Source organism: Streptomyces sp. HB132 (assembly GCF_016909575.1).
GTDB lineage: Bacteria > Actinomycetota > Actinomycetes > Streptomycetales > Streptomycetaceae > Streptomyces.
This window is the reverse complement of record NZ_JAFBGA010000020.1, coordinates 95,502-119,506: the sequence shown is the minus strand read 5'-3', so window position 1 is coordinate 119,506 and position 24,005 is coordinate 95,502. Positions and strand designations below refer to the sequence as shown.

The window sequence follows — 24,005 nt, the reverse complement described above, 5'->3', positions numbered from 1 at the left end:
GAACACCCTTGAAACGCCCAGAGAACGAGGACAGGCACTTGAGCACCGAGAATCACCTGCCGCCGACCGCGCCGGGTCGACTGCCACTCGCAGGACACGCACTGCCTCTCGTCAGGAACCGACTGGCATACGTGCAGAAGCTCCGCTCCTACGGTCCCATCGTGCGCATACGCGTGGGCCCCAAGCCGATAGTCGTCGTCAACTCGCACGAGTTGCTCCAGGATGTACTCACCCGCCACTCACAGCACTTCAACAAGGGTCTGCTCTTCGAGAAGCTCAAACTCTTCGGAGGAGACCCGCTGCCCGTCGCGGAGGGAAAGCAGCATCTGAACCGACGGCGCATGATGACCCCCGCCCTCCACCGCGAACAGGTCAAGGGCTACATCGAGATGATGGCGGACACCGTGGAACCGTCCATCTCGGCCTGGGACCACGGCCGGACCGTCGACGTGTCCAACGAGATGCAGCTGATGGCACAAGGCGTCGTCATGGCGGCCCTGTTCTCCTCCACCCCGGAACCAGGCCCCGCACAGACGATCCTCAACAGCGTCGACACCGTCTTCAAGGCCGCGCTGACGCACGCCATGCTCCCCATCCCGGTCCTGGAACGGCTGCCGACGCGCGGCAACCGCAGGGCCCGGGCGGCCAACGCCGTACTGCGCGAGACCATCACGGCCATCATCGCCGACCACCGGGCGAACCCCGACGCGTACGACGACCTGGTGTCCCTGCTCATGACCGTCCCGAACGAGACCGGCGGCCATCTGAGCGACGACGAGGTCATGGCGGAGGTCACGGCGCTGCTCGCGGCGGGATCCGAGACCACTGCGGTCACGTTGGCCTGGCTCTTCCATGAGTTGGGCCGCAACCCGGAACTGGAGCGCAGACTGCACGAGGAGGTCGACTCCGTGCTCGCGGGCGGACCGATCACCCTCGAACACATCCCCCGGCTCGTCTTCACCCGCAGGCTCATCGACGAGACCCTGCGTCTTCACAATCCCGCCTGGATCCTCACCCGGCAGACCATCTCCCCCGTGGAACTGGGCGAATTCAGTCTGCCGGCGGGCATGGACGTCATGTGGAGCCCCTACGCGATGCACAGGGACGCAGAGCTGTTTCCCGAGCCACTGCGCTTCGATCCGGACCGCTGGATCCCGGAACGGCCCCAGCCCCCGCGAGGGGCCTTCATCCCGTTCGGGGTCGGCAAGAGGATGTGCATCGGCGACCAGTTCTCCATCACCGAGGCCGTCGTCATCACGGCACTCGTCGCGTCCCGGTGGCGACTGCGCCCGGCTCCCGGGAAGCCGGTCCGCCCGATACCCGAGATCACCGTGCACCCGTCCTCCCTCAATATGATCGTCGAGGCCAGGCAGCGTGCGGTCGTGCAGGCTGCGGCATGAGCGACTCCCCTCCAGGGGCACCCCCTTCCCTCCCCGCCGTACTGCCGATGCCGGACCTTCGCGACTCCTTCCCCGGCCCGTTCGCCGTCAGCCCTCACACGGACGCCGTCGAGCGTCAGGCCGACGAGTGGCTCACCACCTATCCCCTGGTCGGCTCGGCGGGCGCGCGAAGGGCGCTGTGCAACATCACGAGCCGGGGCATCGCCCTCGTCCTCCCGACGGCCGACGTCGACAGCCTCGTTCTGTGCGCCGACCTGTTCCTGTGGCTGACCGCGTTCGACGACACCTGCGGCGAGACCGCGGGGGCGGGCGATCTCCCCGGACTGGTGCGCAGGAACAGCGAGTTCGTCGAACTGCTCGCCGGACACGACGACCGGCAGTCCGCCGTCGAACCGAGCGTCTTCGGTGCCTCCCTGCGAGATCTCCTGGTCCGCTTCGAGGCACGGGCCACGCCCACGCAGTATCTGCGGATCACCGCCCACCTGCGCGACAACCTCTTCGGAATCCTCTGGGAGGCACACCACCTCCACGCCCCCGGGCACATCACGATCCACGACTACCGGGCCATGCGCCCCCACACGGTCTTCGTGCGCACCGTCATGGCAGCCGCGGAGACAGTGCTCGGGTACGAACTCACCGGACAGCAGCGCTCCTCGACGGCGGTCCGGGAGTTGGAATCGGCCGTGGCCAACCTCGCCGGATGGATCAACGATCTCGCTTCGTACGCGAAGGAGACAGCCGACGAGGGACCGAGCCCGCTCAGCCTGCCGACGGTACTGATGCGTCAGTACGGCTGCGACATCGAGGAGGCTTTCCGACGAGCCGCCCGGTTGTGTGAGGAAGAGGCCGTCATCCTGCGCGGTCGCATCACCGAGCTCACCACCGGATCAGTCGCGGAGCTCGCCGATCACGCCCGAGCCCTGGAATCCATCGCCGCCTCCTACGTGTGGCATGTCGAGCATTCCCGCTACGCCACCTGACACCGGCGACGGGCCCTCGTGGCGTGGGGTGGCCCCGCCCGTCCCTCCGTGTACTCCGGAGGGACGGGCGGGGCCACGCGGCTGAGGGCGCTCGATCGGCGGTCGGACCGACTCCTCGACACGCTGCTCCGCTCGTAGCGGGACCCGGTGGTGGCTGGGGGTGGCGCACCGTGTGGTGGTCGGGCCGCGAGCGCGGTCCCGTACCCGGCGAGCGCGTTGCCGCTGCACCGACCGGCAGGGCCGAGGGACGGTCGAACGTCGACGGCCCGGCAGGTCGCTACCGATCCGGGGATCACTCCGGAGACCGCACGGAACGTGGAAGCCCGAACCGCCGAGGCCGCCCTAGACCCGGCCGGACGACGCCGGAAACGCACGGCCGGACCACGGCCTGTCAGGACGGCAACGGGTACGCGGAGGCGATGGGCAGGACATCCGGAGAGAGTGTCCCGGCATGCGATGCGGCGCTCGTCATGCGGCGGCGGTGATGACGCCGGCACAGCACCTCGTAGCCGACCTCCGCCGCAGGGCCGTTCACATCGCCGACGACGACCTGCTCGCCTTCCACCACCATCTCACCGCCCACGGTGCGGGCGTTGTGCGTGGCACGCGCCCCGCACCAGCACATCGCCTCGACCTGCAGCGCCTCAATGCGGTCCGCCAACTCGATCAGCCGCTGCGAGCCGGGGAAGAGCCTGGCCCGGAAGTCGGTCGTGATACCGAAAGCGAAGACGTCGAGGTCCAAGTCGTCCACGACCCGGGCCAACTGGTCGACCTGCTCCGACGCCAGGAACTGCGCCTCGTCCACGATCAGGTAGTCGACCCGGTCGCCCTGTGTCATACGGCCTACGACGTAGGCGTACAGATCCATCCCCGGTGCCGCCTCGACGGCGTCCGTCACCAGCCCGAGCCGCGAAGAGAGCTTCCCCTCCCCCGCCCGGTCGTCACGTGTGAAGACCACACCCTGCAGACCCCGCGCGGACCGATTGTGGATTCGTTGGAGAGCGAGTGTGCTCTTTCCGCAATCCATGGTTCCGGAGAAGAACACGAGCTCGGGCATGAGAAGGTGCGCGCCTTTCAGGGGTGGGTGCGGTGCGAGGTGGGGGAACGTCGGCTAGGAGCGTACTTCGAGGAGCGGGACCAGCTGTTCCACGGGGGTCAGCGAACCGTGCATGCCCACCATCGCGGACTCGTGGGGCTCCTTGACCGAAGCGGTGATCACCACGTCGTCGTGGGCGGCCGCCACCACGTCGCCGATCCTGCCGTGGACCCGTTCGTCGATCCGGGGGCCGAACCAGCCCGCCGCGACGGCCTCGTCCCGGCTCGCCACCCAGAACTGCTCGCCGAGCACCTCGCGCCAGACCGTCAGCACGTCCGCCTGCGCGCCGGGCACCGCGTACACGTGCCGGGCACGGCCTTCGCCGCCCAGCAGGGCGACCCCGGCGCTCAGCTCCCAGTCCTCGTCGAAATCGATCCGGGACTGCTCGTCGAACGGAATGTCGATCATGCCGTGGTCGGCGGTGATGTACAGCGCCGAGCGGGGCGGAAGCTGCTCGGCGAGGCGCCGGGCGAGCCCGTCGACGTACATCAGCTGGCCGCGCCAGGCATCGGAGTCCACCCCGTAGCGGTGTCCCTGGCCGTCGACCTCGCTGTAGTACGTGTAGACGAGGGACCGGTCACCGGCCGCGAGACGCTCGGCGGCGAGGTCCATCCGTTCCTCGCCGGTGAGCCGGCCGAGGAAGGAACCGCCACTGAGCGCGACCTTGGTGAGGGGGGTCTGCTCGAAGGCGGGGGCTGAGACCTGGGCCGTGCGGACACCGGCGGCGTCGGCGAGCTGGAAGACGGTGGGGTGCGGCTGCCACACCTTGGGCTCGGTCCACGGCCTCCAGCGGAGCTGGTTCATCAGCGCGCCCGTCTCCGGGTTGCGCACCGTGTATCCGGGCAGGCCGTGCTCACCGGGCGGCAGGCCGGTGCCGACCGAGGCGAGCGAGGTCGCCGTGGTGGCCGGGAAGCCCGACGTGACCGGCCGGCCGGTGCCACCACGGGAGGTGGGCAGCAGCGAGTACAGGAAGGGCGCCTCGTCGGGGTGTGCCTTGATCTGCTCCCAGCCGAGTCCGTCGATCAGGAAGACGCAGTTCCGGTCGGCGGGGGTGAGCTCCGCGATCGACGCCTCGAAGCCGGGTACACCCTGCCCCGCGACGAGCGTGGGGAGCAGATCGGCGAGCGAGCCGGAGCCGTACTCGGGTACGGGCGCGGCCTCGGGCGCGAGCAGTACGGGGTCCTGCCAGGCGGGCTGGACCATCAGCGGGCGGTCGCCGCTGTCGCGGCCGTGGCCTCGGAGAGGGACTGTGCGAAGGCGAGGGTCTGGCGCACGGTGTCCGGCCCGTCCCCCGCCTCGCTGACGCGCAGGCTCAGGTCGTCGGCAGTGGAGCTGCCGGTGTAGCCGTGGTCGGCCTCGCAGTTGGGGTCACCACATGCCGCGGGCTCCAGGTCGATGCGGGAGACGGCGCCCCAGCCGATGGTCAGGACGACCTCGCGGGGCAGCGTGCCGGGAACGTACTTCTCCGGGTTGGCGACCACGCGGCTGACCACGACGGACGAGATCCGGTCGAGCTTGACCGACTCGGTCGACGTCGTGGCGTACGGCGTCGGGGAACTCGTGTCGGCCGCCTGCTCGTCGGTGTGGCTGACGATGAAGCGCGTGTCCGTCAGGACGAGGACCGTGACATGGCGGCGGACCTCGTTGGAGTCGAAGGTGGTCTCCTGGTGCACCAGGTACGAAGCGACCGGCTCCCCGCCGACGGCGGCCTCCACCGCCTCGGCCACGAGGGCCGGGTAGTAGCCGCTGCGCTCGATCGCCGCGCGCAGCCCCTGGGTCGTGGTACCGGTCTTTGCCATGCGCACCATCCTACGGGGGGCCGGTGACTGCCGGGGACGTCGTGCGCGGGTCCGTGCGCGGTCAGTAGCTGGGAAGCCGGCGGGGACCGAGATCGCTGCGGGCCGGCGGCGGTGCGAGCCGGACGCTCGCCCCGAGCACCGTCAGCCCGTGTGTCGCCACGACGACGGGCTCCAGGGTGACCGAGACGACCTCGGGGTGGTCGTCGACGAGCCGGGACACCCGCAGGAGGAGCTCCTCGAGCGCCGCGGTGTCCGCCGGCGCGGCGCCGCGCCAGCCGAACAGCACCGGAGCCGCCTTGATGGAGCGGATCAGCTCGGCGGCGTCGCGGTCGGTGGCGGGCACCAGCCGGTGGGCCGTGTCGCCCAGGAGTTCGGAGGGCGCGCCGGCCAGGCCGAAGGAGAGGACGGCTCCGGCGGCGGCGTCGATGGACGCCCTGACGACGGTGTCGACGCCCCTGGGGGCCATGGCCTGGACGACGGGGCGGAGTTCGGCGGGGGTACCGAGCAGATCGGTCAGTTCGTCGTACGCCCGGCGCAGGGCGTTCTCACCCGCGAGATCGAGCCGGACACCACCGAGGTCGGCGCGGTGCCGGAGATGGGGTGCGGTGGTCTTGAGGGCCACGGGGTAGCCGAGCTTCGCGGCTGCGGCGACAGCGGCCTCCGGATCGGGGGCGGTGAGTGCCGGCCGCACGGTGATGCCGTAGCGGGCGAGCAGCTCTCGGGCCTCGTCGTGCGTGAGCGGGCGGCCGCGCGGGTCGGGGCCGGGGCCGAGCAGTGTCTCGATCAGCCGGGATGTGCCGTGCTCGTCGATGGTGTCGTCCAGGAATTCGGGCACCTTGCCGGGAGCTGCCGCCTGACGCCGCCATTGGGCGTACTTCACCGCTTCGGCGAGCGCGCGGACGGCTCGTTCGGCGGCGGGGTAGGCGGGGATCCGCCCCGCGGAGGGGTCGGGACTGCCGGCGGCCCCCGCGCCCTCTCCTGCTCCCACCGGCGCCGGGGCTCCCACGCGGGGTCCGTCCGCGGCCGACGCGTCGGGGGGCGGCGGGGACGAGGGCCGGGGCTGCGGGCCCGGGGTGTGCGCGTCGGACGGAGGGGCGGGCTGGGGCTGCCGGGCAGTCGGAGGACCGGCCTGCGGGGGCGCGGACGGGCCGGCGGTGCGCGTGGCGGCGGCGAGGGCCTGCGCCAGGCCGCCCATCTCCACGTGCACCACCGCCACCGGCTTGGCCGGGCCGGTGGCCGCCGCCTCCCGCAGTGCCTCGGCGAGGACCTCGCCCTCCCCGGTCTCCGCCTCGCCGTTCTCCCCCACCCAGGGGATCGCGGTCACGATCACGGCGTCGCACGTCCCGTCGGCCAGCGCCTCGGCCAGCGCGCGCCGGAAGTCCTGCGGGCCCGCCGCCGTCGTGAGGTCGCGGGGCGGGCGCGGGCGCAGCCCCTCCGCCAGGCAGGCGTCGTAGGTGAGGAGGCCGAGCGACTCCGAGTTCCCCAGGATCGCCACCCGGGGGCCGTTCGGCAGGGGCTGGCCGGCGAGGAGCAGTCCGACGTCGGCCATCTCCGTGACCGTGTCGACACGGATCACTCCCGCCTGGCGCATCAGCGCGGACACCGTCGCGTCGGGGATGCGGCTGACCGGTACGGCGTGCCCCTGCGGGTTGGAGCCGCTGTGCCGGGCGCCCTTCACCACGACGACGGGCTTCACGGCGGCCGTCCGGCGTGCGAGCCGGGTGAACTTGCGCGGATTGCCGAGTGACTCGAGGTACAGCAGGGCGACGTCGGTGTTCTGGTCCTCGTACCAGTACTGCAGGAAGTCGTTGCCCGAGACATCGGCCCGGTTGCCCGCCGAGATGAAGGCCGACAGTCCCGCGCCCCTGCGGTGGAGACCGGACAGGACGGCGATGCCGATGGCGCCGGACTGGGTGAAGAGCCCGATGCGCCCGGCGTTGGGCGACTCGGGGGCGAGGGAGGCGTTGAGGCGGACGGTGTCGGAGGTGTTGATGATGCCGAAGGCGTTCGGGCCGATGATCCGCATGCCGTACGAGCGTGCCTGCCGGACGAGTTCCCGCTGCCGTTCCCTGCCTCCGGCGCCGCGCTCGGCGTAGCCGGCCGAGAGGACGACGAGGCCCTGGACCCCGTGTTCACCGCAGTCGGCGACGGCCTCGGGCACCCGGTCGGCGGGGACGGCGACCACGGCGAGGTCGACCTGCTCACCGATCCCGCCCACGGAGCGATGGGCGGGCACTCCGTCGACGGCGTCCAGGCTCGCGGCGAAGGACGTGTTCACCGCGTAGGTGCGTCCGGTGAAGCCCGAGCCGAGGAGGTTGCGCAGCACGGTCCGGCCCACGCCGCCGGGTTCGCGGCCGACGCCGATGACCGCGACGGAGCCGGGGGCCAGCAGACGCTGGACCGAGCGTGCTTCGGCCCGTTGTTCACGTGCGCGCTGGACGGCGAGGGACTCGGCCGTGGGCTCCAGGTCGAGGGTGAGGTGCACGGAGCCGTCCTCGAAGCTGCGCTGCTGGGTGAATCCGGCGTCCCGGAACACCTTGATCATCTTGTTGTTGGCGGGCAGCACCTCTGCCGCGAAGCGGCGGATGCCCCGCTCCCGGGCCACCGCCGCGATGTGTTCGAGGAGGGCGGACGCCACGCCGCGGCCCTGGTGGGCGTCCTGGACGAGGAACGCGACCTCGGCCTCGTCCGACGGGGCCGACGCGGGCCTGCCCCGCTCGTCGATCCGGTCGAAACGGACGGTGGCGATGAACTCGCCGCCGATCGTGACGGCCAGTCCCACCCGGTCGACGTAGTCGTGATGGGTGAAGCGGTGCACGTCCCGGGCGGAGAGACGCGGATACGGAGCGAAGAAGCGGTAGTACTTCGACTCGTCGGACACCTGCTCGTAGAAGCTGACCAGCCGCTCGGCGTCGTCCGTGGTGATGGGCCTGATGCGCGCGGTACCACCGTCGCGCAGCACCACGTCCGCCTCCCAGTGGTCGGGGTACGCGTGATGCGGACTCTGCTCCGGAGTGGGCTCCATGGCCAAAGCCTACGACCCGGGGCACCGGTCGCGGCCGGAGCGTGGCAGGGGCACGCTGAGGGAGCCGACGGGCGGTCGGCGAGGCCGGGCACAGCAGTCCGCACTGCATGAGAGACTGGTCTAGACAACTCATCGTTACGTGAAGGGCAGAACCATGGCTGAGCGCCGCGTCAACGTCGGTTGGGCCGAGGGCCTGCACGCCCGCCCCGCTTCCATCTTCGTCCGTGCCGCCACGGCCTCCGGCGTCCCCGTGACGATCGCCAAGTCCGACGGCAACCCGGTGAACGCCGCTTCCATGCTCGCGGTGCTCGGCCTGGGCGCCCAGGGCGGCGAGGAGATCGTGCTCGCGTCCGAGGCGGATGACGCCGAGGCGGCCCTGGACCGTCTGGCGAAGCTGGTCACCGAGGGGCTCGAAGAGCTTCCGGAGACCGTCTGACTCGACCTCGTCGAATCGGATCCTTTTCTACAGGAAGGCCGCGCCTCCCCACCGGGAGTCGCGGCTTTCCTGTTTCCCGAACCGGGCCGGCCGGCGCCCCGGAGAATGTAAATCAGGGCAGCGAAAAGAAAGCCCTCCGAGAATTACCCTCTTTATATACGGCGTAAATGTTAATGGCGGGCTCCCCCGATGTTTACGGGGTGTTGCGAAGACCTCACCCGGGCCGTTCCCGCCGTGCGACCCGACCGGTCCACGCCCCGCAGCCGGTGGGCCGCGGCGGCCCGCTCCGCGTGCTGGGCGGCCAGCACCCTGGCCCGCTCCGGGTCACGGCGCGCCACGGCGTCGACCAGGGCCCCGTGTTCGGCCCAGGAGTCGGCGGGGCGGGCCGGCTGCTCCACGGCGTACATCCAGGTGATCTTGTGGCGGAGCTGGGTGAGCAGCGAGATCAACGCAGGGCTTCCCGAGGCCTGGGCCAGCGTTTCGTGGAACCAGCCGCCCAGGGAGCGCAGGTCCTCCCCCTCCCCCCGGCGCACCCGATCCTGCCCCAGCCTGACCAGGCCGCGGAGCACCTTCAGGTGCGCCTCCGTGCGACGCTGCGCCGCCCGCGCCGCCCCGAGCGGCTCCAGGAGCATCCGTACCTCCAGAAGGTCGGCGGCCTCCTGTTCCGTGGGCTCCGCGACGCAGGCACCGGCGTGCCGGCGGGTGACGACGAACCCCTCGGACTCCAGGGTGCGCAGCGCCTCGCGCACAGGGACGCGGGATACGCCGTAGCGCCGCGCCAGCACCTCTTCGGTGAGGCGGCTGCCGCGCTCGAAGACACCCGAGACGATGTCGTCACGGATTGCCGTACATACCGAATGCGCGGGAATGCGCATGTCCGAACCTCCGCCTTAATCCCCGCGAAACGCGGCCGATCGACGCCTGTTCTGCGACTCTATTGCAACCGGCAGGAATTTCCGATGGCGGGGTGGAATCCATGGATATCTTTTGGCCGGAAGCTACTTCCGCGAGGGCTTCGGCGGGCGCATCCCCCGGGACACGACGAAGGCCCCGCGCGGAGCCGGGGCCTTCGTCGGAGCGGTGTCGCGCGTGTGGGGTCAGACCTGGACGCCGTGCGCGCGGAGGTAGGCGACGGGGTCCATGTCCGAGCCGTACTCGGGCGTGGTCCGGGCCTCGAAGTGCAGGTGCGGACCGGTGGAGTTACCGGTCGAGCCGGAGATGCCTATCTGCTCGCCGGAGCCGACGCTCTGGCCGACGGAGACACCGATCGAGGAGAGGTGGCCGTACTGGGTGTACGTGCCGTCCTTCATCCTGAGCACGATGTTGTTGCCGTACGCGCCGCCCCAGCCGGCCTCGACGACCGTGCCGGCGCCGACCGCGACGACGGAGGTGCCGGACGCCGCCTGGAAGTCCACGCCCGAGTGGCTCCCGGAGGACCAGAGCGCTCCGCCGGACTTGTACGAGGTGGTCACGTGCGAGCCGGCGACCGGGAGGTGGAAGGAGTTGAGCCGGGCGCGCTCGGCGGCGCGTGCGGCGCGCGCCCTCTCCTCCCGGACCTCCTTGGCGCGGGCTTCCGCCTTGCGCTTGGCCTCCGCCTTCGCCTCGGCCTTGGCCTCCGCCTTCGCCTTCGCTTCCGCCGCGGCCTTCGCAGCCGCGTCGGCCTGGCGCTGCTGGACCTTCGCCTGAGCCTCGATCTGGGCCGCCAGGGTCGTGTCGAGGGCGACGGTCTGGGTCAGACCGGTCCCGGCGGCGACGGCCTCGGCGTCCGCGGCGAGGGCCGGGGAGGCCGTGGCGCCGATGACACCGGTGGCGGCCAGGGCCGCGATACCGGCGACCTCGGCGCTCCTGCGCGTCAGGCGGCTCGGGGCACGATGCTTCCCGGTGGCACGGATGAATGCCATGGAGGGGCTGTTCCTTTCCTTCCTTCTCGCCTACCGGGTTAGCTGACGGGTTCGGAGCAGGAAGGTCTCCTACGGTCCCCTCCGCCTCGCGCGAGACGCAGGGATCCGATTCACCCCAGGGACTTCGTGGGTCCCCGGCTCCCCAGGCTCGCGCCTGACGGGGACTCGGCGATGACTGTCCGGCGCCGCGGTCGCGGCTTTCGTCCGGCGGACAGCCGGGCCGACGCTAGAGCGGGCTTCTTTCCCGCACCAAACGGAAAGGGCCTTTTGTCGCACATCCCACAGGATGAATGGAACTTTCTTTACAAAGCGGACAAACGACCGAACCCCGGCGAGAGCGAACTCGCCGGGGCCCGTCATGTCCTGCTTCCCTCAGCCGCTGACGACCGACACCTCGCCGATACCGAGAGCCCTCACGGGCTCCGCGATCTGCGCGGCGTCGCCGACGAGAACGGTGACCAGGCGGTCGACCGGGAAGGCGTTGACCACGGCGGCGGTCGCCTCGACGGTGCCGGTCCCGGCCAGACGCGCGTACAGCTGCGCCTGGTAGTCGTCCGGGAGGTGCTGCTCCACCTGGTCGGCCAGGGTGCCCGCGACGGAGGCCGCCGTCTCGTACTTCAGCGGGGCGACGCCCACGAGGTTCTGCACGGCGGTCTCGCGCTCGGCGTCGGTGAGCCCCTCGGCGGCCAGAGTACGCAGGACCTTCCACAGGTCGTCGAGCGCGGGGCCGGTGGACTCCGTGTCGACGGAGCCGCTGATGGCGAGCATCGCGGCACCCGTCGCCCCCGAGGCCGATCCGGGGGCCGTCGAGCGCAGCACCTGCCCGAAGGCGCGGACACCGTAGGTGTAGCCCTTCTCCTCGCGCAGCACGCGGTCCAGCCGGGAGGTGAGGGTGCCGCCCAGGCAGTACGTGCCGAGGACCTGGGCGGGCCACACGCTGTCGTGCCGGTCCGCTCCGATCCGGCCGATCAGCAGCTGCGTCTGCACAGCTCCGGGACGGTCCACGATGACGACACGGCCGGTGTCGTCCGCGGTGATCGGAGGCACGGGCCGGGACTGGCCGGCATTGCCCGACCAGTCCCCGACCGTGTCGGCGAGCAGTGCGTCCAGGTCCACCTCGGTGAGGTCCCCGACGACGACCGCCGTCGCGGTGGACGGGCGGACATGGGCGTCGTAGAAGGCGCGGACGGCGGCGGCGTCGATCCGCCGGACCGTCTCCTCGGTGCCCAGGCGCGGACGCGACATCCTCGCCGTGGCGGGGAAGAGCTCCTTGGAGAGCTGCTTGGCGGCCCGCCGGGCGGGGTTGGCCTGCTCGTGCGGGATCTCGTCGAGCCGGTTGCCCACGAGGCGCTCGACCTCGTCCTCCGCGAAGGCCGGGGCGCGCAGGGCCTCGGCGACCAGGCCGAGGGCCTTGGCGAGCCGGGAGACCGGGACCTCCAGGGAGACGCGCAGCCCCGGGTGGTCCGCATGGGCGTCCAGCGTGGCGCCGCACCGCTCCAGCTCGGCGGCGAACTCCTCCGCGGAGCGCTTGTCCGTGCCCTCGGACAGGGCGCGCGCCATGATCGTGGCCACGCCGTCCAGGCCCTCGGGCTCGGCGTCCAGCGGGGCGTCGAGGAAGATCTCCACGGCGACGACCTGCTGGCCGGGGCGGTGGCAGCGCAGCACAGTCAGCCCGTTGGGCAGGGCGCCGCGCTCGGGCGCGGGAAAGGCCCAGGGCCTGGCCTCGCCGGCGGTCGGCTGCGGGTGGTACTCCATCGCTACTCCAGTCACGGCGGCGTCGGTCACTTGTCGGCCCCCTCGTGCGCGTCGGTGCCGTCGGCCTCGTCGGCCGGTTCGACCGGCTCGTAGACCAGGACGGCACGGTTGTCGGGGCGCAGGTGCGCCCGGGCGGCGGCCTTGACCTCGTCGGCCGTCACGTCCAGGACGCGGCCCACCGCGGTCAGGGCGAGCTGCGGGTCGCCGAACAGGACGGCGTAGCGGCACAGTTCGTCCGCGCGGCCCGCGACCGTGCCGAGACGGTCCAGCCACTCGCGCTCCAACTGTGCCTGGGCGCGTTCCATTTCCTCCGGTGTGGGACCCTCCTCGGCGAACCGGGCGAGCTCCTCGTCGACGGCGGCCTCGATCTGCGGCACCTCGACACCACCGGACGTCTTGACGTCCAGCCAGCCCAGCGAGGGTGCGCCGGCCAGCCTGAGCAGCCCGAATCCCGCCGCCACCGCCGTGCGGTCACGCCGGACCAGGCGGTTGTGCAGGCGGGACGACTCGCCGCCGCCGAGCACCGTCAGCGCGAGGTCCGCGGCGTCGCACTCGCGCGTCCCGTCGTGCGGCAGCCGGTAGGCGGCCATCAGCGCACGCGCGGGCACCTCCTCCTGGACCACTTCGCGCAGCTGTTCACCGATGGTCCCGGGCAGCGTGCCGTCACGCGGGGGCTGCTTGCCGTCGTGGGAGGGGATGGAGCCGAAGTACTTCTCGATCCAGGCGAGCGTCTGCTCCGGATCGATGTCCCCCACCACGGAGAGGACCGCGTTGTTCGGCGCGTAGTACGTCCGGAAGAACGCCTGCGCGTCCTCCAGGGTCGCCGCGTCCAGGTCGGCCATCGAGCCGATCGGGGTGTGGTGGTACGGATGGCCCTCCGGGTAGGCGAGGGCGGTGAGCTTCTCGAAGGCCGTGCCGTACGGGACGTTGTCGTAGCGCTGGCGGCGCTCGTTCTTCACCACGTCCCGCTGGTTCTCCATGGACTCCTCGTCGAGCGCGGCGAGCAGCGAGCCCATCCGGTCGGCCTCGAGCCACAGGGCCAGCTCCAGCTGGTGCGTGGGCATCGTCTCGAAGTAGTTGGTGCGTTCGAAGCTGGTCGTGCCGTTCAGGGAACCACCGGCGCCTTGCACCAGCTCGAAGTGTCCGTTCCCCTTGACCTGGCCCGAGCCCTGGAACATCAGGTGCTCGAAAAGGTGAGCCAGGCCCGTACGCCCCTTGACCTCGTGGCGGGAGCCGACGTCGTACCAGAGGCAGACCGCGGCGACGGGGGTCAGGTGGTCCTCGGAGAGCACCACGCGCAGGCCGTTGGCCAGACGGTGCTCGGTCGCCGTCAAGCCGCCGGAGCCGGCCTGGGCTGTGGCCGTGTGACCCATGGGCATGTACGTCCCTTCGATCGGTACAGGATTTCCTGCCGGACCTGCCACTCTAGGCAAGCGCACGGGCACCTGGCGAAGTTCCCGCCGGGTGAATGTTGTCGTAGATGCTGCCGTAAACAGGGGTTCCGCGAAGGCCCTGTGGACCACTTCGGACGGGTCGAGGTCGGCGTTGTCAGTACGGCGGGCCACAATGGTCGGCGTCAGAACCTGAGGTTGTCCGACAGAATCTTGTGAAGGAGTCGCAGCCGCGATGGCCCGCCGCAGCACGAAAACCCCGCCGCCGGACGACTTCGAGGAGAAGATCCTCGACATCGACGTCGTCGACGAAATGCAGGGCTCCTTCCTCGAGTACGCGTACTCGGTGATCTACTCCCGGGCTCTGCCCGACGCCCGTGACGGCATGAAGCCCGTGCACCGCCGCATCGTGTCCCAGATGAACGAGATGGGTCTGCGCCCTGACCGCGGGTACGTGAAGTGCGCGCGGGTCGTCGGCGAGGTGATGGGCAAACTGCACCCGCACGGTGACGCGTCGATCTATGACGCACTGGTGCGCATGGCACAACCGTTCTCGATGCGCCTGCCCCTCGTCGACGGGCACGGCAACTTCGGTTCCCTGGGCAACGACGACCCGCCGGCCGCCATGCGGTACACCGAGTGCCGGATGGCCGACGCCACGTCCCTCATGACGGAGTCCATCGACGAGGACACCGTCGACTTCCAGTCGAACTACGACGGCCAGGAGCAGGAGCCGGTCGTCCTCCCGGCGGCGTACCCGAACCTCCTGGTCAACGGCGCTTCCGGGATCGCGGTCGGCATGGCGACCAACATGCCCCCGCACAACCTCGGCGAGGTCATCGCCGCCGCCCGCCACCTGATCAGGCACCCGGGCGCCGACCTCGAGACGCTGATGCGCTTCGTGCCCGGACCGGACCTGCCGACCGGTGGCAGGATCGTCGGCCTCGGCGGCATCAAGGACGCCTACGCCTCCGGCCGCGGCACGTTCAAGATCCGCGCCACCGTCGCCATAGAGAACGTCACGGCCCGCCGCAAGGGCCTCGTCGTCACCGAACTGCCCTTCAGCGTCGGCCCGGAGAAGGTGATCGCCAAGATCAAGGACCTGGTCGGTTCGAAGAAGCTCCAGGGCATCGCGGACGTCAAGGACCTGACGGACCGGGCGCACGGTCTGCGTCTGGTGATCGAGGTGAAGAACGGCTTCGTGCCTGAGGCCGTGCTGGAGCAGCTCTACAAGCTGACGCCGATGGAGGAGTCCTTCGGCATCAACAACGTGGCGCTGGTCGACGGGCAGCCCCTCACCCTGGGGCTCAAGGAGCTCCTGGAGGTCTACCTCGACCACCGCTTCGACGTGGTGCGCCGGCGCAGCGAGTTCCGCAGGACCAAGCGCCGCAACCGGCTGCACCTGGTCGAGGGCCTCCTGGTGGCACTGCTCGACATCGACGAGGTCATCCGCCTCATCCGGGACAGCGACAACTCCGCCCAGGCGAAGGAGCGCCTGATGGAGCGCTTCTCGCTGAGCGAGATCCAGACCCAGTACATCCTGGACACCCCGCTGCGCAGGCTGACGCGCTTCGACAGGATCGAGCTGGAGACCGAGCGCGACAAGCTCAACGAGGAGATCGCCGAGCTGACCGCGATCCTGGAGTCGGACGCGGAACTGCGGAAGCTGGTCTCGTCCGAACTGGCGGCGGTGGCGAAGAAGTTCGGCACCGACCGGCGCACGGTGCTGCTGGAGTCGGCGGGTTCGCAGATCGCCTCGGTGCCGCTGGAGGTCGCCGACGACCCGTGCCAGGTGCTGCTCTCCTCGACCGGCCTCCTGGCCCGTACGGCCAACGCGGAGCCGCTCACACAGACGGAGGACGCCAGGCGCACGAAGCACGACGCGATCGTCTCCGCGGTCGCCGCCACGGCACGCGGTGACGTGGGCGCGGTGACGTCCACCGGGCGACTGCTCCGGCTCTCGGTGATCGACCTGCCGCAGCTGCCGGACACCCACGCGGCTCCGAACCTCTCCGGCGGGGCCCAGATCTCCGAGTTCCTCAGCCTGGAGCCGGACGAGGAGCTGGTCTGCCTCACCACCCTGGACGAGGAGTCTCCGGGCCTGGCCATCGGAACCCTGCAGGGGGTCGTGAAACGTGTGGTGCCGGACTACCCGCCCAACAAGGACGAGTTGGAGGTCATCTCGCTGAAGGACGGCGACCGGATCGTCGGCGCCACCCAGCTGCGTACGGGCGACGAGGACATGGTCTTCATCACGTCCGACGCGCAGTTGCTGCGCTATCCGGCCGCGTCGGTGCGTCCGCAGGGACGCGCCGCGGGCGGCATGGCGGGCGTGAAGCTCGCGGCGGGTGCCACCGTGCTCTCGTTCGCCGCGGTGGATCCCTCGGCGGACGCCGCGGTGTTCACCGTCGCCGGGTCGCACGGCACCCTGGACGACTCCGAGCTGACCTGGAAGCTGACCCCGTTCGACCAGTATCCGCGCAAGGGCAGGGCGACGGGCGGCGTTCGCTGCCAGCGCTTCCTGAAGGGGGAGGACGTCCTGGTCTTCGCCTGGGCGGGCGAGACCCCCGCACGGGCGGCGCAGAAGAACGGCACACCGGCCGAGCTGCCCGCCGCCGACCCACGCCGTGACGGTTCGGGCACACCGCTGACGAGTCCGGTCGCGGTGATCGCCGGGCCGCTGTAGGCCACCGGCCGGCCGGCCGGATCAGGTCCGATCCGGCCGGGCGGCCCCCGGGGACCTCAGGCCCCGGTGTCGTCCGGCTGTCGCACGTAGCGCAGGACGCCCCACATGCCGCGTTCCAGCAGCTCGCTGGCGTCCTGGTCGTCCGCGGCGGGCTGCCACGCGTCCTTGCAGTCCTCCAGGCCCTTCCGCAAGGCCTCGGCGTCGACACCGGTCCCGATCAGCACCAGCTGGGTCCGCCGGGGCTCGTCGCGGGCCCAGCGTCGCGGTACGAAGCGCAGGAACCCGCCGACGGCGTGCAGCGCGTACCGGTTGCCGGGGTCACCCGCGCCGAAGTCGGCGAACCCCTTGATCCGGTAGAGGCCCGCGGGCCTGGAGTCGAGGAACGCCATGAAGCGGCGCGGGCAGAGCGGCACCTCGGAGGTGAAGGACACGCTCTCGTACGCCGCATGCAGATGCTCCTCGTGCGTGCGGTCCGTCTCGGGCAGCAGGTCCTCGAACGTCAGCTGCCGGAAGGAGCCGTCCTCGTCCGGCCGGAGCACGGGGTCGAAGAGCAGCCCCGGGTCGATCCTCCCGTAGGCGGAGCAGATGACCGCGGCCCTTCCGCCCGAAGCGCCGACCGCCTCCCTGACGGCACGCAGCCGCGTGTCCGTGACCCGGTCGGTCTTGTTCAGCACGATCAGGTCGGCGACCGCGAGATGGCGGTCGATCTCCGGGTGGCGCTCACGCGTGGCCGGGAACTCGGCGGCGTCGACGACCTCCACCAGTCCCCCGTACCTGATGTGCGGATTGTCGCTGGCCAGCAGCATCCGTACGAGTTCCTGGGGCTCGGCGAGGCCGCTCGCCTCGATGACGATCACGTCGAGCCGGGCGGCCGGTCCGGTCAGCGTCTCCAGGTAGGTGTCGAGCTCGCTCGCGTCGACGGCACAGCACAGGCAGCCGTTTCCCAGCGAGACGGTGGAACCGACCTGTCCCGCGACGGTCATGGCGTCGATCTCGATGGACCCGAAGTCATTGACGATGACACCGATCCGGTTGCCCGACCTGTTGCGGAGCAGGTGGTTCAGCAGTGTCGTCTTGCCGGATCCGAGAAACCCCGCCAGGACGACGACCGGGATCTGCGGGGCGCGGGGCTGGGTCAACGGGGGCCTTCCTCGGGTCGGTCAGAGTGGTGGCACGGGGTGCGGGGGCGGGGTGCCGACGTAGCGGGCCGCCGGGCGGATGATCTTCGAGTCGTCCGCCTGCTCCAGGATATTGGCGCTCCAGCCGACCATGCGCGCGGCACAGAAGGTGGGAGTGAACATCTCGCGGGGCAGCCCGCAGAGCTCCATGACGACACCGGCGTAGAACTCCACGTTCGTGTGCAGTTCACGTCCCGGCTTGAGCTCGGCGAGGATCGCCTCGACCCGGCGCTCCACCTCCACGGCGAAGTCGACGAGCGGACCGCCGAAGCTCTGCGCGACCGAGCGGAGCATGCGTGAGCGTGGGTCCTCCGTGCGGTACACGGGGTGCCCGAATCCCATGATCCGTTCTCCCGCGAGGACGCGTTGCCGGATCCAGCCGTCGATCCGGTCCGGGGTGCCGATGGCGTCCAGGGTGTCCAGCGCCCGGCTGGGCGCGCCGCCGTGCAGCGGACCGGAGAGCGCGCCGACGGCTCCGACGAGACAGGCCGCGACATCGGCACCGGTGGAGGCGATCACCCGGGCCGTGAACGTGGAGGCGTTGAAGCCGTGGTCGACGGTGGAGACGAGGTACCGCTCGACGGCCGCCGTCCGTGCGGCGTCCGGCTCCTCACCGGTGAGCATGTGGAGGTAGTTCGCGGCGAACGGAAGGTCGTCGCGAGGTTCCACGGGCTCCAGCCCCTGGCCCAGTCGGTACAGGGAGGTCAGCACGGTGGGGACGGCGGCGCACACGGCGAGCGCGTCCTGTCCGCGGCGGTCGGCGCCGATGTCGTACACGGGGCGGAACCCCGCCGAGGCCCCTAGCAGCGAGAGCGCGGTACGCAGTCCCGCGAGCGGGCCCGAGACCGCACCTGCGCGGGCGATGGCGGGCAGCGCCTCCCGCACGTCGGGAGGCAGTCGGCGCAGACCGGCGGTGCGCGCCGCGAAGGCGGTGCTCTCCGCCCGGCCGGGCAGCTCGCCGTGGAACATCAGGTACCAGACGTCCTCGAAGCTGCGGCGCTGCGCCAGTTCGATCGCCGAGTACTGCCGGTAGTGATAGAAGCCCTCGCGTCCGCGCACGTCTCCCAGCGCGGTGTCGGTGACGATCACGCCGGCGAGGCCCCGGGGTACAGCGAGCGGTGAGGGTTCCGTTTGCGAGGCGGGCATGGCAGGTCTCTCCTCCACAGCGAATTGAACGTTGATTCGACTGTCTATGATTGACTTCCTGACTGTCAACATTGATTGAATCAATATCAAGTCGCGTTGGGGATGATCCGGCATTGACGGATATGGATACGGTGGACTCCATGACGCATGACTCGGCCCACGGGACCGGCACACAGGACACGGGAGCCGATGGGGCGGCGCAGGAGCGCAGGCTCACCACGCGGGAGGCCGCCGAGCGGCTCGGGGTGAAGCCCGAGACCGTGTACGCGTACGTGAGCCGGGGGCAGCTCGCCAGCAGACGCACCCCCGGAGGACGCGGCAGCACGTTCGACGCCTCCGAGGTCGAGGCCCTGGTCCGCCGGACCGGGCGCCGGGAGCCCTCGCCCTCCGTCGCGGGTGATCTGGTCTTCCGCACCGGGATCACGCTCATCGAGCCGGACCGCTACTACTTCCGCGGCGTCGACGCGACCGATCTCGCCCGCCGCTACGGCTACGAGGAGGTCGCGGAGTGGATCTGGACCGGTGAGCTCCGTGCCGGAATCCGCTTCACCGCCGCACCCGAGTCCCTCGCGGCGGCACGGCGCACCGCCGCCTCACTGCCGCGGCACAGCAGTTCGACGGACCGGCTCCGGGCCGCTGTGGCCGCAGCCGCGTCCGCCGATCCGCTGCGGTTCGATCTCTCCCCCGAGGGGGTGCTCAACAGCGCGCGCAGCCTGATCCCCACCTTGGTGGGCGCGCTGCCCCCGGCCGGAGAGGCTGACGGCGAGGGCGGCTCTCTCGCCGCGCGGCTGTGGCCGAAGCTCTCCGCGCTGCCTGCCGACGCGGCGTCGCTGGCCGTGCTCGACTCCGCGCTCACGCTGCTGGCCGACCACGATCTCGCGGCCTCGACCCTGGCAGCACGCGTCGCCGCGTCGGCCCACGCCCACCCGTACGCCGTGGTCTCCGCCGGGCTGGGCGTGCTGGAGGGGCCGCTGCACGGCGCCGCGAGCGGGCTGGCGCACCGCATGCTCCTGGAGGTCATGGACCGGGGTGGCGCGGCTCCGGTCGTCGCGGACCATCTGCGCACCGGCAGGCGGGTGCCGGGGCTCGGTCATCGCCTCTACGCCGCTGAGGACCCACGGGCCCGGGCCCTGTTCGCGCTCCTGGACGAGATGCCGTCGGCCGTCCCGGTCATGGCGGCTGCCCGCGACGTGGTCGCGACCACCGCCGGGCACACGCCCCTGCACGCCAATGTCGACCTGGCCCTGGCCGTCTTCTCGGTCGCGTGCGGCATGCCGGCCGAGACGGGCGAGACGGTGTTCGCGGTGTCGCGTACGGCGGGCTGGATCGCCCACGCGATGGAGGAGTACGCGGAACGGCCACTGCGCATGCGGCCCAGCGGTCAGTACAACGGGCCGCGCCCGCCCCGGCCGCTGCCGACGCCGGAGGCGACTGCCTCGGAGAGGGTCGCCTCCTCAGGGCCCCGGTCCGCAAATTAGCTACAGCCGGGAGAAAATCTCGCTTTCCACTTACCGGGGCGGGCGGGACGTGGACCCGCGAACGACCAGCTCGGGCTCGAAGAGGAGCTCGTCCGACGGCACCGCACGGCCCCCGATCTGCACCGAGAGCAGTTCGACCGCGGCCCTGCCCATGGCTTCGATCGGCTGGCGCACCGTGGTCAGCGGCGGTTCCGTGCAGTTCATGAACGCCGAGTCGTCGTAGCCGACCACGGAGACGTCGCCGGGCACCGACAGCCCGCGGCGCCGCGCGGCGCGCACCGCGCCCAGGGCAAGCGGATCACTCGCGCAGATGATGCCGGTGACCCCCTGGTCGAGCAGCCGCGCGGCTGCGGCCTGACCGCCCTCCAGCGAGAACATGGCACGGGACACCCGCTCGTCCGGCACGGTCGTCCCCGACCGGGCGGCCAGCGTGCGGGCGGCGGCGAGCTTTCGCTGCGAGGGCATGTGGTCGGCCGGGCCGAGGACGAACCCGATCCGCTCGTGGCCCAGCGAGACCAGATGGCGCCAGGCCTGCTCGACGGCCACGGAGTCGTCGCAGGAGACCGCGGGGAATCCGAGGTGGGCGATGGCGGCGTTGATCAGGACGACCGGGATCTTGCGGTCGGCGAGCACCTTGTAGTGATCGTGGGGGGCGTCGGCCTGTGCGTACAGGCCTCCGGCGAACACGACTCCCGACACCTGCTGCTGGAGGAGGAGCTCGACGTAGTCGGCTTCGGAGACCCCGCCCTTGGTCTGCGTGCAGAGCACAGGAGTCAGTCCCTGCTGGGCGAGCGCACCGCCGACCACTTCGGCGAAAGCCGGGAAGATCGGGTTCTGCAGCTCGGGCAGGACCAGTCCCACCAGGCGGGCGCGCTCACCGCGCAGTTGCGTCGGACGCTCGTATCCGAGTACGTCCAGCGCGGAGAGAACGGCTTGCCGAGTGGCGTCGGAGACGCCCGGCTTGCCGTTCAGCACGCGGCTGACCGTAGCCTCGCTGACTCCTACTTTCTGGGCAACCTGAGCAAGTCGTCGCGTCATGCGCGCAAGATTAGCGCAAAAATCGCAAGAATATTGCGCTGGAGCGGGGTCTCGTAGAACGCTCACAGACGGAGCTCGAGGAGGCAAGAGCCCTGCCCGGCCGGGCCGCTTGGGCCGGCCAGGTCGGCTGGGATCAGCATGCGGCCGACAGCGGTCGGCATGCGGTCGACCTGGCTCCGGCAGCCGGAGATTTCGGTGAGCGCGGTTTGCCCCTTACCGTTCGTACGATGAGCGCCCCATCGACCACCCTGCGGGGACCTCGCCGATTCGGCTGGCCGAAGCGGGTCTTCTCGCAGGTCCTGCTGATGCAGCTGGCCATCATCACCGGCGTCACGGTCCTCGTCACGGGCCTCTTCCTGGCGCCGCTCAGCGCGCAGCTCGACGACCAGGCGATGCGCCGCGCACTGGCGATCGCGCAGAGCACGGCGGCACAGCCCCAGATCGCCACCTCACTGCTCACCACCGCGCCGCGCCCGGACGGCGCCGTGCAGGCCGCGGCCGAGCGGATCAGGCGGTCGACCGGCGCCGAGTACGTCGTGATCATGGACAAGCAAGGGGTGCGCTGGTCGCACACCGACACCTCCCGCATCGGTGAGGTCGTCTCCACCGATCCCAGCACGGCGCTCGCCGGCCGGTCCGTGATGGAGATCGACAGCGGCACACTCGGACGTTCGGCCCGCGGCAAGGTCCCGCTCCTCGACGGGTCGGAACGGGTCGTCGGCGCCGTCTCGGTCGGTATCGCGTACGACAGCGTCCGGGCCCGGCTGCTCGCCGCGATCCCCGGTCTCCTCGCTTATGCGGGCGGTGCGCTGGCCGTGGGCGCCCTGGCCGCCTATCTGATCTCCCGCCGGCTCCAGCGGCAGACCCACGACCTGGCCTTCTCCGACATCTCCGCGCTGCTGACCGAGCGCGAGGCCATGCTGCACAGCATCCGCGAGGGGGTCGTCGCACTCGACCGCACCGGACGCATCAGGCTCCTGAACGACGAGGCCCAGCGACTGCTCGGCCTCGGCCCGGACGCAGCCGGCAGGCGACTCGACGAGGCCCTGGGCGACGGCCGGACCACCGACGTACTGACCGGGCGGGTGGTCGGCGACGACCTGGTGACGGTCCGGGGGAACCGCGTGCTGCTCGCCAACCGGGTGCCGACCGACGACGGCGGGGCCGTGGCCACGCTGCGCGACCGTACGGAGCTGGAGTACCTGGGGCGCGAGCTCGACTCCACCCACGGTCTGATCGACGCGCTCCGCGCACAGGACCACGAGCACGCCAACCGGCTCCACACCCTGCTGGGACTGCTGGAACTCGAGATGCACGAAGAGGCGGTGGAGTTCGTCACGGAGGTCGTCGGCGTCCACCGGGCGACGGCTGAGCAGGTCACCGAGAAGGTCCACGATCCTCTGCTGGCCTCCCTCCTGGTCGGCAAGGCGACCGTGGCCGCGGAGCGCGGAGTCGCCCTGCGCATCGCCCCGGGGACACTGCTGCCGGACCGGCTGGTGGACCCGCGTGGACTCGTCACGGTCCTCGGCAACCTGGTCGACAACGCGCTGGACGCGGCCGCGGGATCGGACGGGGCGAGGATCGAGGTCGAGCTGCGGGCCGAGGACCGCACGGTGGTACTCCGGGTGCGCGACAGCGGACCCGGAGTACCGGCCGGCGACCACGAATCCATCTTCATGGAGGGCTGGTCGACCAAGGAACTGCCGGCCCACGGCAAGCGCGGCCTCGGACTGCCCCTGGTACGGCGGCTCGCCGAGCGACAGGGCGGCAGCGTGTCCGTAACCGGCTTCCCCGGGGACGGGGCGGTGTTCACCGTGGTCCTGCCGGAGGCTCTGGGCGAGCCGGATCGACTGAGCGCCCCCTCCCCCGGCGAACGGGAAGTGCCGGACCTCCCCGGTCAAGGCGGCCCCGGAGATCTCTCCGCCCGCAGCCGGGCCGACCGGGCGGGCGGCAACGCTCCCGGTGGCCCCCCTGGCCCCGGACGACCCGCGACCTCAGGAGACCTCCCGTGATCGAGGTGCTGGTCGTGGACGACGACGTACGGGTCGCCCGTATCAACGCGGCCTACGTCTCCAAGGTGCCCGGATTCAGGGTGGCCGCCACGGCCCACTCGGCGACCGAGGCACTCGCCAGGATCGGCGATACGCCCATCGACCTGATCCTGCTCGATCACTACCTGCCGGACCGCAACGGCCTGGCCGTGGTCCGGGAGCTGCGCGGGCTCGGCCACCACACCGACGTGATCATGGTGACGGCCGCGCGCGACGTCGCGACCGTTCAGGCGGCGATGCGCCACGGCGCTCTCCAGTACCTGGTCAAGCCGTTCGCGTATGCCGGGCTTCGCACCAAGCTGGAGGCGTACGCCGCACTGCGCCGCACCTTCGAGGGAGGCGGCGAGGCCGAGCAGACGGAGGTGGACCGGTTGTTCGGGGCCTTGTGGGCCACGGACGGGTCCGATCTCCCCAAGGGGCATTCGACGACGACCGCGGAACTGGTCCGGCAGGCCTTGCGCGCGGCCGACGGACCGCTCTCCGCGCAGGAGGTCGCGGAGAGCGCCGGAATGAGCCGGCAGACGGCCCAGCGCTATCTGAAGCTCCTGGAGCGCACGGGCCGGGTGCGACTGTCGCTCAGGTACGGCGAGACGGGCCGGCCCGAACACCGGTACACCTGGGCCACCGGCTCCTGACCGCTCTCCC

General features: G+C 71.1%; 18 protein-coding genes and 1 riboswitch. Of the genes, 7 read left to right on the top strand and 11 right to left on the bottom strand.

All coding sequences use genetic code 11. From position 1 onward, the window contains the following. Window positions 1-8 precede the first annotated feature (8 nt). Together JOC24_RS30155 and JOC24_RS30150 are read left to right on the top strand one after the other, a co-directional pair. Window positions 9-1,400, top strand: coding sequence for a cytochrome P450 (locus JOC24_RS30155; protein ID WP_307792783.1), 1,392 nt, complete (start codon window positions 9-11; stop codon window positions 1,398-1,400). Continuing rightward, a complete protein-coding gene (locus tag JOC24_RS30150) occupies window positions 1,397-2,380 on the top strand; it encodes a terpene synthase family protein (RefSeq protein ID WP_205023595.1) in 984 nt (327 codons plus the stop codon). The genes JOC24_RS30155 and JOC24_RS30150 overlap by 4 nt, the downstream gene beginning before the upstream one ends. A 391-nt stretch (window positions 2,381-2,771) precedes the next feature. On the opposite strand, the gene JOC24_RS30145 is transcribed toward JOC24_RS30150, so the two are convergent. The 4 genes from JOC24_RS30145 to JOC24_RS30130 form a co-directional block, all read right to left on the bottom strand. Then, window positions 2,772-3,437, bottom strand: coding sequence for a thymidine kinase (locus tag JOC24_RS30145; protein WP_205023594.1), 666 nt, complete (start codon window positions 3,435-3,437; stop codon window positions 2,772-2,774). Between the two features lie 54 nt (window positions 3,438-3,491). Beyond that, entirely contained in the window at window positions 3,492-4,679 is a 1,188-nt protein-coding gene (locus JOC24_RS30140; protein ID WP_205023593.1) for an alkaline phosphatase family protein, read from the bottom strand. Beyond that, a complete protein-coding gene (locus tag JOC24_RS30135; RefSeq protein ID WP_205023592.1) occupies window positions 4,679-5,275 on the bottom strand; it encodes a DUF5998 family protein in 597 nt (198 codons plus the stop codon). Before JOC24_RS30135 ends, JOC24_RS30140 begins: the two co-directional genes overlap by 1 nt. Before the next feature lie 61 nt (window positions 5,276-5,336). After that, window positions 5,337-8,300, bottom strand: a complete 2,964-nt coding sequence (locus JOC24_RS30130; RefSeq protein ID WP_205023591.1) for a bifunctional acetate--CoA ligase family protein/GNAT family N-acetyltransferase — start codon at window positions 8,298-8,300, stop codon at window positions 5,337-5,339. A gap of 154 nt (window positions 8,301-8,454) precedes the next feature. Between JOC24_RS30130 and JOC24_RS30125 the strand changes: the two genes are divergently transcribed. After that, window positions 8,455-8,736: an HPr family phosphocarrier protein gene (locus JOC24_RS30125; RefSeq protein WP_205023590.1), complete on the top strand. Its 282-nt coding sequence runs from the start codon at window positions 8,455-8,457 to the stop codon at window positions 8,734-8,736. Between the two features lie 170 nt (window positions 8,737-8,906). On the opposite strand, the gene JOC24_RS30120 is transcribed toward JOC24_RS30125, so the two are convergent. From JOC24_RS30120 to JOC24_RS30105, 4 genes are all read right to left on the bottom strand, one after another. Next, on the bottom strand, window positions 8,907-9,611 hold the full coding sequence (locus tag JOC24_RS30120) for a GntR family transcriptional regulator (protein WP_205023589.1): 705 nt from the start codon (window positions 9,609-9,611) through the stop codon (window positions 8,907-8,909). A gap of 222 nt (window positions 9,612-9,833) precedes the next feature. After that, window positions 9,834-10,637 carry a M23 family metallopeptidase gene (locus tag JOC24_RS30115; RefSeq protein WP_205023588.1) on the bottom strand — a complete coding sequence of 268 codons (804 nt, stop codon included), beginning with the start codon at window positions 10,635-10,637 and terminating at the stop codon, window positions 9,834-9,836. A 12-nt stretch (window positions 10,638-10,649) separates the two neighbouring features. Beyond that, a riboswitch (cyclic di-AMP (ydaO/yuaA leader) is annotated at window positions 10,650-10,818 on the bottom strand. 191 nt (window positions 10,819-11,009) lie between these two features. Beyond that, window positions 11,010-12,392, bottom strand: a complete 1,383-nt coding sequence (locus tag JOC24_RS30110) for a M16 family metallopeptidase (protein WP_205023610.1) — start codon at window positions 12,390-12,392, stop codon at window positions 11,010-11,012. A 26-nt stretch (window positions 12,393-12,418) separates the two neighbouring features. Continuing rightward, a complete protein-coding gene (locus JOC24_RS30105) occupies window positions 12,419-13,771 on the bottom strand; it encodes a M16 family metallopeptidase (protein ID WP_205023587.1) in 1,353 nt (450 codons plus the stop codon). A 247-nt stretch (window positions 13,772-14,018) separates the two neighbouring features. Here JOC24_RS30105 and JOC24_RS30100 point away from each other — a divergent pair, with 247 nt between their 5' ends. Continuing rightward, window positions 14,019-16,469, top strand: a complete 2,451-nt coding sequence (locus tag JOC24_RS30100; protein ID WP_205023586.1) for a DNA gyrase/topoisomerase IV subunit A — start codon at window positions 14,019-14,021, stop codon at window positions 16,467-16,469. 56 nt (window positions 16,470-16,525) lie between these two features. Here the strand turns inward: JOC24_RS30100 and JOC24_RS30095 are convergent, their stop codons facing one another. After that, a complete protein-coding gene (locus JOC24_RS30095; RefSeq protein WP_205023585.1) occupies window positions 16,526-17,608 on the bottom strand; it encodes a CobW family GTP-binding protein in 1,083 nt (360 codons plus the stop codon). A 21-nt stretch (window positions 17,609-17,629) separates the two neighbouring features. Further along, entirely contained in the window at window positions 17,630-18,793 is a 1,164-nt protein-coding gene (locus tag JOC24_RS30090) for a citrate synthase/methylcitrate synthase (protein ID WP_205023584.1), read from the bottom strand. 140 nt (window positions 18,794-18,933) lie between these two features. Here JOC24_RS30090 and JOC24_RS30085 point away from each other — a divergent pair, with 140 nt between their 5' ends. Continuing rightward, window positions 18,934-20,271 (top strand): citrate/2-methylcitrate synthase, encoded by a 1,338-nt coding sequence (locus tag JOC24_RS30085; protein WP_205023583.1) that lies wholly within the window; start codon window positions 18,934-18,936, stop codon window positions 20,269-20,271. A 30-nt stretch (window positions 20,272-20,301) separates the two neighbouring features. On the opposite strand, the gene JOC24_RS30080 is transcribed toward JOC24_RS30085, so the two are convergent. Then, window positions 20,302-21,309, bottom strand: coding sequence for a LacI family DNA-binding transcriptional regulator (locus tag JOC24_RS30080; RefSeq protein ID WP_205023582.1), 1,008 nt, complete (start codon window positions 21,307-21,309; stop codon window positions 20,302-20,304). Between the two features lie 227 nt (window positions 21,310-21,536). Between JOC24_RS30080 and JOC24_RS30075 the strand changes: the two genes are divergently transcribed. Beyond that, window positions 21,537-23,321 (top strand): ATP-binding protein, encoded by a 1,785-nt coding sequence (locus JOC24_RS30075; RefSeq protein ID WP_205023581.1) that lies wholly within the window; start codon window positions 21,537-21,539, stop codon window positions 23,319-23,321. Next, window positions 23,318-23,995 carry a DUF7342 family protein gene (locus JOC24_RS30070; RefSeq protein WP_205023580.1) on the top strand — a complete coding sequence of 226 codons (678 nt, stop codon included), beginning with the start codon at window positions 23,318-23,320 and terminating at the stop codon, window positions 23,993-23,995. The genes JOC24_RS30075 and JOC24_RS30070 overlap by 4 nt, the downstream gene beginning before the upstream one ends. Window positions 23,996-24,005 lie beyond the last annotated feature (10 nt).

Excerpts from the sequence above, each read along its gene's own strand:
- JOC24_RS30115 (WP_205023588.1), bottom strand. The coding sequence starts at position 10,637 with ATGGCATTCATCCGTGCCACCGGGAAGCATCGTGCCCCGAGCCGCCTG.
- JOC24_RS30090 (WP_205023584.1), bottom strand. The coding sequence starts at position 18,793 with ATGCCCGCCTCGCAAACGGAACCCTCACCGCTCGCTGTACCCCGGGGC.
- JOC24_RS30140 (WP_205023593.1), bottom strand. The coding sequence starts at position 4,679 with ATGGTCCAGCCCGCCTGGCAGGACCCCGTACTGCTCGCGCCCGAGGCC.
- JOC24_RS30105 (WP_205023587.1), bottom strand. The coding sequence starts at position 13,771 with ATGCCCATGGGTCACACGGCCACAGCCCAGGCCGGCTCCGGCGGCTTG.
- JOC24_RS30125 (WP_205023590.1), top strand. The coding sequence starts at position 8,455 with ATGGCTGAGCGCCGCGTCAACGTCGGTTGGGCCGAGGGCCTGCACGCC.
- JOC24_RS30130 (WP_205023591.1), bottom strand. The coding sequence starts at position 8,300 with ATGGAGCCCACTCCGGAGCAGAGTCCGCATCACGCGTACCCCGACCAC.
- JOC24_RS30085 (WP_205023583.1), top strand. The coding sequence starts at position 18,934 with ATGACGCATGACTCGGCCCACGGGACCGGCACACAGGACACGGGAGCC.
- JOC24_RS30150 (WP_205023595.1), top strand. The coding sequence starts at position 1,397 with ATGAGCGACTCCCCTCCAGGGGCACCCCCTTCCCTCCCCGCCGTACTG.
- JOC24_RS30145 (WP_205023594.1), bottom strand. The coding sequence starts at position 3,437 with ATGCCCGAGCTCGTGTTCTTCTCCGGAACCATGGATTGCGGAAAGAGC.
- JOC24_RS30080 (WP_205023582.1), bottom strand. The coding sequence starts at position 21,309 with ATGACGCGACGACTTGCTCAGGTTGCCCAGAAAGTAGGAGTCAGCGAG.
- JOC24_RS30075 (WP_205023581.1), top strand. The coding sequence starts at position 21,537 with ATGAGCGCCCCATCGACCACCCTGCGGGGACCTCGCCGATTCGGCTGG.
- JOC24_RS30110 (WP_205023610.1), bottom strand. The coding sequence starts at position 12,392 with ATGGAGTACCACCCGCAGCCGACCGCCGGCGAGGCCAGGCCCTGGGCC.
- JOC24_RS30135 (WP_205023592.1), bottom strand. The coding sequence starts at position 5,275 with ATGGCAAAGACCGGTACCACGACCCAGGGGCTGCGCGCGGCGATCGAG.
- JOC24_RS30120 (WP_205023589.1), bottom strand. The coding sequence starts at position 9,611 with ATGCGCATTCCCGCGCATTCGGTATGTACGGCAATCCGTGACGACATC.
- JOC24_RS30100 (WP_205023586.1), top strand. The coding sequence starts at position 14,019 with ATGGCCCGCCGCAGCACGAAAACCCCGCCGCCGGACGACTTCGAGGAG.